Origin of the sequence: Streptomyces cinereospinus, from assembly GCF_042430725.1 — a bacterium.
GTDB lineage: Bacteria > Actinomycetota > Actinomycetes > Streptomycetales > Streptomycetaceae > Streptomyces > Streptomyces cinereospinus.
This window is the reverse complement of sequence record NZ_JBHMCY010000079.1, coordinates 1-12,806: the sequence shown is the minus strand read 5'-3', so window position 1 is coordinate 12,806 and position 12,806 is coordinate 1. Positions and strand designations below refer to the sequence as shown.

Sequence of the window (12,806 nt, the reverse complement as noted above, 5' to 3'; positions counted from 1 at the left end):
ATCATGTGGCTGGCTGGCGTGCGGCACGTCGCCCTCGACCAGCACTGCCTTCGCAGCTTCGGCCAGCCCGACCGCCCCCGGGTGGACGTCCGCCGGCGGCACCAGGCCCTCGAACTCCCGCAGGACAACCCCCCGCTGGCCTGGTACCTGTGCGCTCTTCCCAACCCGTGGAACTGGAGCCAGAACGCCCACCTGGCCTTCGAGGGCGCACCGGGCGAAGAGTGGGAAGGGCCCGCCCTCGTACCCGGCCTCCATGTCCAGTTGACCAACGCTCGCCCCATCACCGGATGGGGCGAGCACGACATCCCCGACAGTGAACCGCGCCGGAAATCGGTCCGCTTCCGGACCTGCCGCAACTACCAATTCGCCTGGTGGCTGCGAGTCCAGCGCAACGCGCCGGACGCCCCTCCCGAAAACGTGCCGTCCAAGCGGCCCGGCCAGGGTGAGCAGATGTCACTGATGTGAGGTAGATGGCGCTGGGCGAAGCATGTTCGCCCCTTCCCGCTGTTCCCCGTCGATCTTCAGCCCCGGACGCCGCAATCTTCTCCGGTCTGGAGGTCGACGGCCCGGTGTTTTACTTTGAAGGGAGGCGCAATTCCGCATGGCCGACAACTGCATGCCTGTCTTCCAGCGAGTGCAGGAGCTTTCCGGTCAGCTTAACAGACCCGCCATTCATGGCAAGGTCAATGGCGTCCCGGCCAACTGCCCCCGTTAGAAATGTCGCGCCCTCCGGAGCGTTTTCGTAGGTGATGCTCGCCTCGGATGTCTCAAAGGCGGGCAAGCTGCTTGCGCCGACCGAGCCAACGCACTCCACTTCGGTTCCGTCCGAGAGGTGGAATTCGCCGTGAAATGCTCCACCTTCACGGACCTCAATGCGTCCGCTACCAGTTGTAGCCATTGATATCTCTTTTCCTTGTTCTGTCGAGACAGCGGGCCGTCAGACATGTGCCGCACTAGTTCTTTCTGAAAGAAACTTCCACGCCACCATGCGAGCGTGTCGAGGACTCCACGGAAATTCACCCGAATGAGTGGCAACTCCGCCGGTCAGAAGAGCCTCACGGCTCGCACTGACGCCAGGTACCGCCAGGGCAAAAGGTAATTGACCAGGCGCTTGGCATATAGAGCACAGCCTGCCGCGTCAGCCCCGTCTTCCCAAGCGGCAGGCAGATCGACCGGTCGTCACGGCCCAAGGTAGGCCGACTAGACCGTTATCCGTCAACGGCAGCTGCCCCATTCCCCCGACGAGAGTCGCTGCGTAGATTCCGGAAAGAGCGTCGAGCTCCAATCGATCTGCTCCGTGCACTGCTCGCTCTCACCTCGCAGGGCGTCACGAAACCTACGCCGCGCCTCGATGAAGAGAGCCACCTCCGATCGACGTGGACGTAATTGCGTGCCGCCGCAGGCGGGAGGAGACGACTCCAACCGAGGTGCGATCATGGACCCGGGCGCGGGGGCGCACCCGAGCTGTGGAGGACCCCCGCCGTGGGACGCCCCGACAAAGCCGCGCGTGCGGCCATCGCGCGCCGCCGCTCGGACGCCATCGACCTACGACTCGCCGGCGTGGACTGGCTCACGATCGCCCGCAAGCTCGCTGCCGACCCGACCGCCAACTCCGACGGCATCGCCTACCCCCAGGGCTACGGCATCGAGCGGTACCGCAAGAACCAGGACCCGCCCACCGACGAGGCTCTGATCCATGCCGCCTGCCGCGATGTCCGTACCGCACTCGCCGACCGCCGCGCCGAGCTGAACGACGACGTCGACGAGCTGCGCGCGCTGGAGGCCGACCGTCTCGACCGGCTGTTCTTCGTGGCGTACAAGAAGGCGGTCCGCGACCAGGACCTCGCGGCCATCGACCGCACCCTGCGGATCATGGAACGCCGCGCCCGGCTGCTGGGCCTCGACATGCCCGTCCGGACCGAACTGTCCGGCCCCGACGGCGGACCGGTGCAGATCGAGAACGTCACCGTCGACGAACTCGACGCCCTGATCGCTCTCACCGACCCGGACGCCGAATGAGGCCCCGCGACAACGAGAGCGTCATCGCCCACTACAAGACGCTCCCCCCAGCCCAGCGCCGCGCCATTGCTCGGTCCGCCTCCCCGACGCTGCGGGCCGAGCTAGCCCGCGCGGAACGGCAGTTGGCCATGGACCGGTCGCCGGGAGCCCTCGCCGCCGTCCTCACCGGCGGGCGGGAGATGCAGGCACCGCACCTGGACCTCATCGACCGCGCCTTCATCGACATGGCCGAGGGCCGGTGCGACCGCGTCATGCTCACCATGCCCCCGCGGCACGGCAAGAGCCGACGCGCCTCGCGCTGGGCACCGCTCTGGTATCTCCGGCGCAACCCCGGCCACCGCATGATGATCGCCAGCTACTCAGCCGACCTCGCCGACGACCACGGCCGCTGGATCAGGGACGCCATCTACACCTGGGGCGACGACCTCGGCATCCAGCTCGCACCCGGCAGCAAGGCCGCCAACCGCTTCGACATCGTCGGTGGCGAAGGCGGACTCCTCGCCGCTGGCATCGGAGGCGGCCTCACCGGACGCGGCGCCCACATCGCCATCGTGGACGACCCGGTCAAGGACATGGCCGACGCTGACTCTCCGACCATGCGCAAGCGCGCCTGGGACTGGTGGACCTCCGTCATACAGACCCGACTCGAACCGACCGGCGCCATCTGCCTGATCCAGACCCGCTGGCACGAAGACGACCTCGCCGGACGCATCCTCGCCACCGAGCGCGACGCATGGCGCGTCATCGACCTTCCAGCCCTCGCCGACAGCCCCGACGACCCGCTCGGCCGGGAACCCGGCGAGCCGCTGTGGCCTCAGCGGTTCGACGCAGCCCACCACGCCCGAATCCGCAAGCGTGTCGGCGAGCGGGTCTGGGGCGCCCTCTACATGCAGAAGCCGCGTCCACCGGAGGGAGGCGTCTGGAAGCGCGAGTGGATCGACACCGCCAGGATCAACGCCGTTCAGTTCTCCGGCATCGACATGGCGCGCATCGTCGTGGCCGTCGACCCCGCTGGCGGAGAGTCCACCGTCGGCGACGAGACCGGCGTAATCGGCGTGGGCCGGGACTTCGACCGGCAGCTCTACGTCCTCGCCGACCGGTCAGGCTCCATGGGCGCCAACGACTGGGGCCTTGCCGCCTGCCGACTAGCCCTTGAACTCAAGGCGGACGCCATCGTGGTGGAGAAGAACTACGGCGGAGACATGGCCAGGCAGATCGTCACGCAGGCATGGGAGCAGCTACGCCGTGAAGGCGTCACCAAGGGCTTGCTCATGCCGATGATCCTGGAGGTCACCGCCAAGGTAGGCAAACGCCTCCGCGCCGCGCCCGTGGCCCAGCTCTACGAACAGCAGCTCGTTCACCACGTCGGCGAGTACACCGAGCTGGAGGACCAAATGGTCACCTGGGTCGAAGGAATGGACAGCCCGGACCGTATGGACGCCGCGGTGCACGGGCTGACCGAACTCGCTGACCCGGACCAACTCGACACTCTTCCTACGGACATTGACGACGACCGCTTCGACGGCCGCCGCTGACATCCAGCTCCGTCAGCACCTTAAATGGCCCCAAGAGGAAACGGCCCAGCCCGCTCGGGCGCCTCGAACCGCTGCTAGCCTCACGATCAGGGGGAGCAGGGGGACTTGTGCAACGGCCCTGTGCACCGCCGCGCTCGCGGTCGCGTGCCTCACAGGCTGTTCGGCCGGAGCGGAGAAGCCCACGGCGGAGGACCAGCGCGCAGCACACCTCGACCGTGTACGCGAGACGTACCGGCTCGGGCGCAGCGAAGGGCTGGCCCTGCAAAGGCAGAAGATCGCCAGCGGCGCACCACCCGCCTATTCCAGTCCGAGCGAACAGGACTGCCAGGACCGGTGGGACCAGCTCGGCGAGCGCCAGCAGACCGGGGGCGACCGCGGCGGCTTCGTGTCCGCGTGCTCGTCCTTCCCAGCGCCGGGGATGCCCGGCTATGACGAGGCGGTGGCAGAGGCCAGCGGCAGCCGGTCAACGCCGTAACCTGATCTTGCGGCGCGGGGCCGACTGCCTGGAGGGGCACTGTGGGCCTGCGCGAGCTGATCACCGACGTCTGGAGCTGGCTGGACTACAAGCCGGTCATGGCGGACCCACGCCGTCCAGGCCGGAACGCCTGGGCAGAGCTGACCTCGTCCTGGGTTCCTGACGAAGACCTGCGCCGCCTGGCCGCCTACCGTCTGCTCGCGGCGTACGACTCCAACCAGGCCGGCCAGGTCGCCGCGATCACCGGAGACGACGAAGGCGGGGCCGAACGGCGCGAGCTCGGCGATGCCTCGAAGCTCGTCGACACCGCGCTCGGCTACCTCCTCGGCTCCGAGCAGACCATCACGGTCGCGGGTGCGGAGCACGCCGACGACGAGCCGACGACCGAGGCCGCCATGGCGCTGGCCGTTCAGGACAAGCTGAGGGCCTGGGCGGAGAAGGAACTCCTACCGCTGCGCATCCAGCAGGCGGAGCGGACCGCGATCCTGCTGGGCGACGCGGTCTACAGCCTCGCCTGGGAACCGGCCAAGGGCCGCGTTCTGCTGCGCACCTGGGACCCCGGGTTGTACTTCCCGGAGTGGCCGGAGGACGGGGAGCAGGACGGTGCCGAGTTCCCCATGCGGGTGCACCTGGCGTGGGAGCTGCCCGAGGACAAGCGGCGCGGCCTGAAGGCCAGGCTCCGCCGCATCACCTACGAACTCGGCCCGATCACCCCCGCGAGCCGACGCGGCACCGCGAAGAACGGCAACGCCGTACGCGAGTACATCTACGCCGACGACGGCACACCAGTCCTGAGCACAGGCGACTCCCTCAACAGCGACACCGGCGCGATCACGCGGACCTACCCCTGGGCGCCGGGACGGCCGACCCCGTGGACCTGCTACCTCACCGACGCCGAATGGGAGCTTGACGACCTCAAGTACGCCGACTTCCTCTACGACCTGCCCATGGACAAGGCCACCTACCGCGTCCGGTCAGACGGCGAAGTCCTCGACCGCCTCGACCTCATGGTGGACTTCATCCCCCTCGTCCAGGTCACCAACTCCATCCCGGCCAGTGGCGAGCACTGGGGCAAGCCCACCGTAGCCACCGTCCTCCAGGCCCTGGACGAGCTGTCCGCCACCGACACCGACAGCTCCGGCGCCTCAGCCACCACCGGTTCACCAATCATCGGCCTCGCCGGGGCACGGCTACCCATCGACCGCGCCACCGGGCAGCCCCTCCCCGTCAAGGTCCGGGCCGGGACGGTATGGCAGCTCAACGACAACGGGCGCATGGACGTCCTCGACACATCCGCCCAGCTCGCAGAACTGCGCGCCCGCGTCGACCACATCCTCGACCGGATCGCCTCGAACAGCCGCCTCACCGCCGCCGGCCTGGGCACGCTGGACCCGACCGCCCTGCCGTCCGGCTACGCCCTGCAACTCGCGCTCGGCCCACTGGACTCACTCGTCGCCGCCATGCGCCTGGCCCGGACGCACAAATACGCCGTCCTGCTGCGCATGGTGCAGCGCCTCCACCAGGCCGGGCAGGCCGAGGGCTGGCCCGTGGGGGAGTCGCTGCCTGCCCGCCTCATGTGGGGGCCGCATACCCCGACCGACCGCGCCGCCGTCCTGGACGAGGTCGTTAAGGGTGTCGGCGCCGGGGTCCTGTCGGTGGAGACCGGCATCCGCATGCTGATCGATGCCGGATACCCGATCGACGACGCACAGGCTGAGATCGAGCGCATCCAGTCCAGAGCCTTCGAGGCCGCTGCCCGACTCGCGGATGCCACCGGCGACAACGCCGCAGTCCGCAAGTACCTCGGGCTACCCGAAGCCAGCCCGGAGACAGGTCCCGCCCCGCTGATCCCGGCGGGCCAGGAGACAGACGACGAACAGCCGTGATCGTGACGAACTCCCACACCGAGGAACCGAACTACACTGATCAACGGCGCGGGGGCGCTGGAGACCTGTGGATGGTTCACGCATGACGCGCCCCTCGCTCCCCAACCCGCTCGAACCGGTCGGGCACCGCCGTGACGGGCGGCCGATCTACCCGATCCTCGGTGCTTCCCCCGAGGACGACTCCAGCAAGCCCGAAGGCGACGGCGGCACGGCCAGCGGGTCAGTCACGCAGGAAGACCTGTCGAGGCTGCTGGCCCGCGAGAAGACGCAGGGCGGACGCGCGGCCGTGAAGAAGCTGCTCGGCGATCTCGGCTTCGACAACTCCGAGGCGCTGACCGAATTCATCACCACCAAGCGCGACGCCGAACAGGCCGCGCTGACGGAGATCGAGCGCAGGGAGCAGGCCGCCGAGGAGAAGCTGAGGGCGGCCGAAGCCCGCGAGGCTCAGGCCGCCGCCAGGGAGCGTGTCGCCATCCGACGCGGCGCTCTCGCCGGACTCGGCGCAGCAGGAGACGACCTCAGCGACGCGATCCTCCTCATCGACCGGGCGCTCGACGACCAGCCCGACGCCGACGAGGAAGCGGTGGCTGCGGCTGCCGAGCAGTTGAAGGAGCGGCGGCCCGAGCTGTTCGGTCAGACCAGCACAATCACACCGGCCGCCCCCGGCGGCTCCCCGGCCGGCGGTCCGCCTTCGCGCGCCGGTGTGCCGCCGAAGCCCGGTGCGGCCGGGCTGGAGATGGCCCGGCGTCGAGGATTCGTCACCGGCTGACCAGGTCCAGCGACGTCATGGCGCACACCATGACCCCACCGGTGGGACAGCCGGACATGGGGACCACGCCCCTCACACCTCCCGTGGACGGCGCCACCACCAGGTGAGCGCGCGAATCCGATTCGCTTCACGTCCACGGGAGGACGGCTGTGACACTCCAGCCCATCACCACGTCGACGTCGTACACCGCCGACCGGGCCTGGCTCGCGTCGCTGCACGGCACCGACTCCACCGAGACCATCACGCTCGACATGTCGAAGCTGACGGCGGGCACGCACACCGCCGCCTCGACCGACACCAGCCAGCCGTACAGCCGTGTCCTGTCCGGCGTGCCCGTTGGCAAGATCAGCGCGAGCGGCCTGTACGGAGCGTTCGACCCGACGGCGACCGACGGCCGCCAGAACCTCGCCGGTCACGTCTTCGCCGAGGCGCTGTTCGCGCCGACCGCCACGAAGGTGCCCGCCGCGCTGCTGTGGCACGGCGTCGTCGTCGCCGCGAAGGTCCCCGGCGGCATCGACCCCACCAAGGTCACCCCGTCGGTGACCGGTCCCCAGATCCGGTACGTGTGAGAGGCGGCCGACGATGACCATTCAGGACTTGATCAAGAACGTCGCCGCCCGCGACCTCACGACCTTCGCCCGCGCGATCCCCTCGCCCGCGGACCACCTGTTCACCAAGAACGGCGGGATCATCCCGACGCTGGAGCAGGACGAGGTGAAGTGGCGGGTCAAGGACAACGGCCGGTATGTCAACGTCGCCAAGTACCGGGCCTTCGACGCCAGCGTGCCGTTCGCGTCCCGCGAGGCGTGGCAGACCACCCGTGAGGGCATGCTGCCGCCGCTGGGCCAGAAGCTCCTGGTGGGCGAGCAGGAGCAGATCCTGCTGGAGGCGTCCCGGGGAGCGGACGAGGACCGGCTGATCGAGCTGCTGTACGACGACACTGAGCGTCACGTCGAAGCGATCCGCTCCCGTGTCGAGTTGGCCTGGGGTGACGTCCTGCTCGACGGCAAGTTCTCGCTCGTCGCGGAGAACGGCCTGACCACCGAGGTCGACTGGGGCGTGCCGGCGGGCAACCTGCCGACTGTGCCGAAGCTGTGGTCGGATCCCACCTCCGACCCGATCAAGGACGAGCTGGGCTGGATTCAGTACCTCGACGACCGAGGCGCGCCCTTCCCGGAGCTGGTGGTCACCAGCCGCAAGGCGTTCTCGTTCCTGGCCGCCAACAACGCCTACCGGGCGGCGTACTACGGCTCGGTCAACCCCTCCAACACCCCGACCGCCACGCTCACGCCCCAGCAGATCAACGTGGTGCGTGACAACTACGGCCTGCCCCCGATCACCTTCTACAAGGGGCAGGTGCGCGTCGACGGCGTCCAGACCAAGGTCCTGCCCGAGGACCGGTGGATCATGCTGCCGCCGGACCGTGCGAAGTGGGGGCAGACCATCTTCGGCGTGACTGCCGAGGGCCTGGCCCTGTCGCGCGGAACCAACCCGGAGATCACCAAGGAGGACCGTCCGGGCATCATCATCACCCGCGGCGCCCAGGACGACCCGGTCCAGATCTGGACCAAGGGAGCGGCAGTCGGCATGCCTGTGCTGCACACGCCGGACGCCCACATCGTGGCGAAGGTGATCTGATGGGCCGCCGACTCGCAGCCGCCGTGCACGTGCAGCATCCGAAGTCGCGCGAGTGGATCGTGCTGGAGCCGGGTGACGAACCCGACGACGACGTGGCCGCCGAGATCACCAACCCGGACGCGTGGGAGGACGACGACCCGTCCTCCGAACCGGAGGAGTCCTCTGCGGAGGAGCCCGAGCCGGACGAGCCACAGCCCTTCGGCTTCACCGCTCCGCCCGAAGCCGAAGCCGAGGCCGAGCCCGCGCAGCCGGCGCCGCGGCGCCGCAGGAAAACCGCCGACCCCGACGCGTAAGAACTACGACGCCTCAGCCCGTCCCCGCCCGTCCTAGGCCGGGGGCGGGCGACGGCCATCCTGGAGCACCGATGGACCCGATTCTTCTCGCCTGGCTGCGAGCGCAGCTCGGCACTGCCACAGACGAGCAGGACCTCGTCAGCCGCTACGAGCGCCTGGGCCGAGCCCGCGCCGTCGCCGCCGAGGTGCTGGCCGAGCGCCGTGCCAAGCTGCTCGCCGAGCCGCTGCGCATGACGGTCGACGGCGTGGTCACCATCGACCAGAGCAACAACCTCGCCGGACTGGAGCGCCAGATCACCGGACTCGCTGAACTCGTCGCCCCGGACGATCCGGCGGCAGGCGAGGCCAGCGCCGACCTGGTCACTGCGCCGCTTCTGCGGCCTCGGCGCGGAAGGTAGGGCGGCCGTGGCGTACGAGTGGCCGCCGCTGGTCCCTGGTGACCCCGACGAGATCGCGCGTCGTGTCGCGGCCGTGCTGGACGACGCATGGAAGCGCCTGGAGGCCAAGCAGAAGCAGGTGATCGCCAAGTTCGCGGACAACCCGCGTACGCCCTACACCGTGGCGACGCTGCAGGAGTTCAAGCGGGCGATCGAGGACTTCCGTCGGCGCGTGGACGCGGAGGCACGGCAGTTCGTACAGCGGCAGCTCCCTCATCTGTACGAGGAGGGCGGGCGGACGGCGGCCGAATCCCTGGGCCTGACCTTCACCTGGACCACGTTCCACCGTGACGCCCTCCAGTCGCTTGCGGCGGACTCCTACGCCGACTTCCTGCGCCGCTCCGAGGAAGCCGAGCGGATGGCCAGCCAGTTCTATCGCGCCGCACGACAAGCGGCGCGCCGGGAAGTGCCCTTGCTGGCCGCAGGCAACATGACCGCGAAGCAGGCCGCGAAGAACCTCGCCGACCGGCTTGCCGCCGACCACAGGCTCACGCACGTCGTCTACCGCAACGGGGCGCGCGTTCCGGTCCGCGCTTGGGCGGAGGCCGCCACACTTGCGAAGTCGGCTGTCGCCTACAACGCGGGCACCCTCAACCGCTGCCGCCAGGCCGGAGTTGCCACGGTCGAGGTCTTCGACGGTGGCGACTGCGGCTGGACCTCCCACCAAGATCCCGACAAGGCCGCACGTACTGTGCGAACAGTGGAGGAGGCAGCGGAGTGGCCCATCAGTCACCCACGTTGTAGGCGGGGCTTCGGGCCACGACCGGATGTCCCGTCGTGACGTTCGGAACGCGGCTGCCCGCAGGTACTCATGCAGCCGTTCCGGCGCGCCACTCGCGGTCGAGGATGGCGTGCACCACGGAGTCCCGCCACCTGCCATCCTTCAGGACGTGCTCTCGGATGGTGCCCTCTTCGACCATGCCCACGGCCGCCATCGTCTTGGCGGAGGCTACGTTCCATGGTGACCGTGCGCCCCAAATCCGGTGCAGGCACAGGTCATCGAAGCCGACCCTGAGCAGGAGCCGCACCATCTCAACGCCGTAGCCGACACCCCACGCCTCCGGACGCAGCGCGAAGCCCATGGTCGCTCCGCGCTGCTGGTGGGGGTCAAGGGCCAAGCGGCCGAATCCGATGAGCTCGGCAGTCTCACGCTCGATCACGGCGAGCGCGTATTCCGTACGCGGTGTCTCCGAGGCTGAAGCGATGGATCGAGCCACGATCTGACCAACCTGGTCCCGGCTACGTGGCTCGAACGACAGGTGTTCCGTCGCCTCCGGGCTGCCGTAGATGGCGAACACCGCATTCACGTCCTCAATGTTCAGTTCTCGAAGGGCGAGGCGTGTGCTGGAACGGTTGATCGGGTGCATGCGCGGGACTTTACCCGCGGGGCAGGGCGGGGCGGCTGGTCGGGAACGCCTCGATCTCGGCCCGAAGGTCGCGGGCGATGACAGCCGTCCGAGCGGGGCCACTCGTCAAGGCGTGCTTCACGCGCGTGGCGGACACGATGATGCCGTTGTTGCGATGGGAGGGGGGCAGGTCGAGAACGGGGCGTATCGCGTCGGCCGCACCGTCCAGATCGCCGCTGTAGAGCCGAACGAGCGCCAGATCGCACTGTGTGCCGGCGAGGTCACCGAAGGCCCAGTTGGGTGCGGTGGGGTCGCTGAATCCCGCCACGGCTTCTTCGGCCGTCGAGGAGAGCGGTTCGTCACCATGGCCCAGGAGCGCGCGCGACTCGACCTCGTAGTAGAGCTGCTTTTCCGGGGCGTAGATGAACAAGCCCCCGAGCTGGTCGAGATCGTCGAGTACGACGTGCTCTCGCCGGTCCGAGGCTTGCCGGTTCGCGGTGCGCACGGTTTCCTCATCACCGAGGACGGCGGCGGCTCGCGCTTTGAGTCCCAGCAGCCACAGTCCGACGGTTCCGTGGAGGTTCGCGGCTGTCGCGGCGCCTTGGTCGGCGTAGTGGTAGGCGTCGGCTGGCCTGTCCGCCCAGTATGCGATGAGCGACTTGAGTCCGTCAGTGAGCGCGATGAGTCCAGGGTGCTCGGCCTCCCTGGCGCAGGCCGCAGCGACGCGGGTCATCGTCATAGCTTCGTGGGGTACCTCCATGTCATTGAAGCCCTTGGCCACGAGGAACGACAGCAGGGCGGCCTTGACGTTGAGGTCCCGGAGCTGGGACGGCCGGACCCGGCCGCCCTCCAGCAGGCGAAACACCTGGTCCTGGGTTTCCAGCAGGTCGGGCCAGATAGCCGACAGGGGCACGCGTGGGTACTCGATGACAAGGCGCTGTACCTCGTCGTCGAGCAGGCCCAGAGTGTCTTCGCCTACCCGCTCACGGTCGGCTCCAAGAAGGAAGTCTTTCGCGCGTCGTACTGCCATCGCGCCCGTCCTTTTCATCTCGTTCAAGTCCATGCCGGATCCGACATGGGGTTCAGCCGGTGACGTGCCGGCCAGCGGAACGAAGGGCGGCTCGGTATCGTCATCGGGGACCTCGGTCCACAGCTGCTCGATGCTGTGCCCCAGCATCTCCACGATGACCGGACGGAAGGCCCTCTGGGGTTTCCGCCCCTCGTACAACCAGCCCTCGACGGTCTTCGGGGCTGGTTCCACGTCTCTGAGGTCGAGACGCTGCGCGACCTTCCTGTACTCGGGAAGGAAATCCTCTGGACTCCGTATGCCGCGCGCTTGAAGGGCACGTCGGAAGAACAACACGGCTGCCTCCCCGGCCATCCGCCTAGCACGTCACTGATCCGACGGTAGAGCGTTGTCCCCGTCAACCTGCCCACTAAAGACGGTACTTCGCGATTCCGAGGAGAGCCCGAGGAATATCCGAGGGCGCTGGTCCACTTCGCTCCGCAAGCCGAGGTGGGTCCGGGGGTAGATCCGTCGACACGCGGTTGCAACGCTCTTGTCAGCCCTCGCTGAGAGTGCACGACCGAGCACAGGAATTCAGGGAGTCCCCCGTGAACCCGCGAACGCAGCAGTGCACTGCCCCGGAAGGTGCCGCCGTGGCGCCGCTGGTCAAGCTGCCCGAGTCCTTGACCTTGGCCAGCGTGGTGAGTGCCACCGTGACGCTTACGGCCTTACAGCCGGAGGGCGCGGCCCGCCAGAAGTGGAGTATCAAGCTCCCGGCGAACTCGCGCATTCGTCGCGAGGCGCGGACGCGTACGCGTACACGCCTGACCCTGTCTCATTGGATCGGAGACATCGAGGCCGCGGCCAGGGTGGCTGCCGAACTCGCCGACAACGCGGCCAAGCACGGCGGGCCGTTCTTCGACGGGAGCGTCATCCTGCGGTTGAGCGTGGACCCGAGGGAGGGCGACCTGCTGGTGGAAGTGGACGACGCGAACCCCGCCTTCCCCAACTTCGAAGAGGCGCGGTCGGAACTGCGCGGAACGGACACGGGGCTCGGATTCTTACGGTGCCAGCGAGCCGAGATCAGCTGGCACGTGTTGCAGGACGACCACGGAGCCGTCCTCGGCAAGACCGTGCAGGCGAAGCTGGCCTCGGAGGAAGCGGCGTGACGATGACACAACTGCCGCGCCGTGACTCCAAGGTCGAGGTGCCGCGCCCCGCCCCCGTACCGACCTTCACTCAGTCGGCGGTGAATGGCCACCGCGAGCCGGCCGCCGACATGGGCACCCTGGCCGAACGAATCCGCAGCCTCATGGACCTGGCGGCAGGGCGGCAGATAACCATCCCACTAGTACTCCAGTGCGGTTTCGTGATCTATCCAGCGGGTTCGCCGACGGCTCGT

The 12,806-nt window shown here is 68.6% G+C and carries 15 protein-coding genes; 12 read left to right on the top strand and 3 right to left on the bottom strand.

The genetic code is table 11. From position 1 onward, the window contains the following. Positions 1–3 precede the first annotated feature (3 nt). A complete protein-coding gene (locus tag ACFF45_RS29870) occupies positions 4–465 on the top strand; it encodes a hypothetical protein (RefSeq protein ID WP_381349837.1) in 462 nt (153 codons plus the stop codon). A 109-nt stretch (positions 466–574) separates the two neighbouring features. On the opposite strand, the gene ACFF45_RS29865 is transcribed toward ACFF45_RS29870, so the two are convergent. Then, complete coding sequence (locus ACFF45_RS29865) at positions 575–898, bottom strand: hypothetical protein (RefSeq protein ID WP_381349835.1); 324 nt, start codon at positions 896–898, stop codon at positions 575–577. A gap of 584 nt (positions 899–1,482) precedes the next feature. Between ACFF45_RS29865 and ACFF45_RS29860 the strand changes: the two genes are divergently transcribed. The 9 genes from ACFF45_RS29860 to ACFF45_RS29820 all read left to right on the top strand — a co-directional run bounded on the left by ACFF45_RS29860 (position 1,483) and on the right by ACFF45_RS29820 (position 9,833). Then, positions 1,483–2,019 (top strand): hypothetical protein, encoded by a 537-nt coding sequence (locus ACFF45_RS29860; RefSeq protein WP_381349834.1) that lies wholly within the window; start codon positions 1,483–1,485, stop codon positions 2,017–2,019. Then, the gene (locus tag ACFF45_RS29855; RefSeq protein WP_381349833.1) at positions 2,016–3,554 is read left to right on the top strand and encodes a terminase large subunit domain-containing protein; all 1,539 of its coding nucleotides are present in this window, start codon (positions 2,016–2,018) and stop codon (positions 3,552–3,554) included. Before ACFF45_RS29860 ends, ACFF45_RS29855 begins: the two co-directional genes overlap by 4 nt. A 516-nt stretch (positions 3,555–4,070) precedes the next feature. Next, positions 4,071–5,915, top strand: a complete 1,845-nt coding sequence (locus tag ACFF45_RS29850; protein ID WP_381349831.1) for a hypothetical protein — start codon at positions 4,071–4,073, stop codon at positions 5,913–5,915. Positions 5,916–5,997: 82 nt separating this feature from the next. Next, positions 5,998–6,684 (top strand): hypothetical protein, encoded by a 687-nt coding sequence (locus tag ACFF45_RS29845; protein ID WP_381349830.1) that lies wholly within the window; start codon positions 5,998–6,000, stop codon positions 6,682–6,684. A gap of 149 nt (positions 6,685–6,833) precedes the next feature. Next, positions 6,834–7,253 carry a head decoration protein gene (locus tag ACFF45_RS29840; protein WP_381349829.1) on the top strand — a complete coding sequence of 140 codons (420 nt, stop codon included), beginning with the start codon at positions 6,834–6,836 and terminating at the stop codon, positions 7,251–7,253. Between the two features lie 13 nt (positions 7,254–7,266). Further along, on the top strand, positions 7,267–8,322 hold the full coding sequence (locus ACFF45_RS29835) for a major capsid protein (RefSeq protein WP_381349828.1): 1,056 nt from the start codon (positions 7,267–7,269) through the stop codon (positions 8,320–8,322). Further along, positions 8,322–8,615 (top strand): hypothetical protein, encoded by a 294-nt coding sequence (locus ACFF45_RS29830; RefSeq protein ID WP_381349827.1) that lies wholly within the window; start codon positions 8,322–8,324, stop codon positions 8,613–8,615. The genes ACFF45_RS29835 and ACFF45_RS29830 overlap by 1 nt, the downstream gene beginning before the upstream one ends. A gap of 71 nt (positions 8,616–8,686) precedes the next feature. Beyond that, positions 8,687–9,013 (top strand): hypothetical protein, encoded by a 327-nt coding sequence (locus ACFF45_RS29825; RefSeq protein ID WP_381349826.1) that lies wholly within the window; start codon positions 8,687–8,689, stop codon positions 9,011–9,013. A gap of 7 nt (positions 9,014–9,020) precedes the next feature. Next, positions 9,021–9,833: a hypothetical protein gene (locus tag ACFF45_RS29820; protein WP_381349824.1), complete on the top strand. Its 813-nt coding sequence runs from the start codon at positions 9,021–9,023 to the stop codon at positions 9,831–9,833. A 28-nt stretch (positions 9,834–9,861) separates the two neighbouring features. Here ACFF45_RS29820 and ACFF45_RS29815 read toward each other — a convergent pair whose 3' ends face one another. Together ACFF45_RS29815 and ACFF45_RS29810 are read right to left on the bottom strand one after the other, a co-directional pair. Further along, positions 9,862–10,419 (bottom strand): GNAT family N-acetyltransferase, encoded by a 558-nt coding sequence (locus ACFF45_RS29815; protein ID WP_381349823.1) that lies wholly within the window; start codon positions 10,417–10,419, stop codon positions 9,862–9,864. Positions 10,420–10,429: 10 nt separating this feature from the next. Beyond that, positions 10,430–11,779 (bottom strand): NsdA family TPR-like regulatory protein, encoded by a 1,350-nt coding sequence (locus tag ACFF45_RS29810; RefSeq protein ID WP_512701205.1) that lies wholly within the window; start codon positions 11,777–11,779, stop codon positions 10,430–10,432. Between the two features lie 278 nt (positions 11,780–12,057). Between ACFF45_RS29810 and ACFF45_RS29805 the strand changes: the two genes are divergently transcribed. After that, positions 12,058–12,573, top strand: coding sequence for an ATP-binding protein (locus ACFF45_RS29805; protein ID WP_381349820.1), 516 nt, complete (start codon positions 12,058–12,060; stop codon positions 12,571–12,573). Continuing rightward, positions 12,570–12,806: hypothetical protein (locus tag ACFF45_RS29800; protein WP_381349819.1), on the top strand; the 237-nt coding region annotated here is incomplete at its 3' end. The genes ACFF45_RS29805 and ACFF45_RS29800, both read left to right, overlap by 4 nt.

What these genes read in the sequence shown, in the direction of transcription:
- ACFF45_RS29810 (WP_512701205.1), bottom strand. Translation starts at nt 11,779, where the DNA reads ATGGCCGGGGAGGCAGCCGTGTTGTTCTTCCGACGTGCCCTTCAAGCG.
- ACFF45_RS29870 (WP_381349837.1), top strand. Translation starts at nt 4, where the DNA reads ATGTGGCTGGCTGGCGTGCGGCACGTCGCCCTCGACCAGCACTGCCTT.
- ACFF45_RS29845 (WP_381349830.1), top strand. Translation starts at nt 5,998, where the DNA reads ATGACGCGCCCCTCGCTCCCCAACCCGCTCGAACCGGTCGGGCACCGC.
- ACFF45_RS29815 (WP_381349823.1), bottom strand. Translation starts at nt 10,419, where the DNA reads ATGCACCCGATCAACCGTTCCAGCACACGCCTCGCCCTTCGAGAACTG.
- ACFF45_RS29825 (WP_381349826.1), top strand. Translation starts at nt 8,687, where the DNA reads ATGGACCCGATTCTTCTCGCCTGGCTGCGAGCGCAGCTCGGCACTGCC.
- ACFF45_RS29830 (WP_381349827.1), top strand. Translation starts at nt 8,322, where the DNA reads ATGGGCCGCCGACTCGCAGCCGCCGTGCACGTGCAGCATCCGAAGTCG.
- ACFF45_RS29855 (WP_381349833.1), top strand. Translation starts at nt 2,016, where the DNA reads ATGAGGCCCCGCGACAACGAGAGCGTCATCGCCCACTACAAGACGCTC.
- ACFF45_RS29865 (WP_381349835.1), bottom strand. Translation starts at nt 898, where the DNA reads ATGGCTACAACTGGTAGCGGACGCATTGAGGTCCGTGAAGGTGGAGCA.
- ACFF45_RS29835 (WP_381349828.1), top strand. Translation starts at nt 7,267, where the DNA reads ATGACCATTCAGGACTTGATCAAGAACGTCGCCGCCCGCGACCTCACG.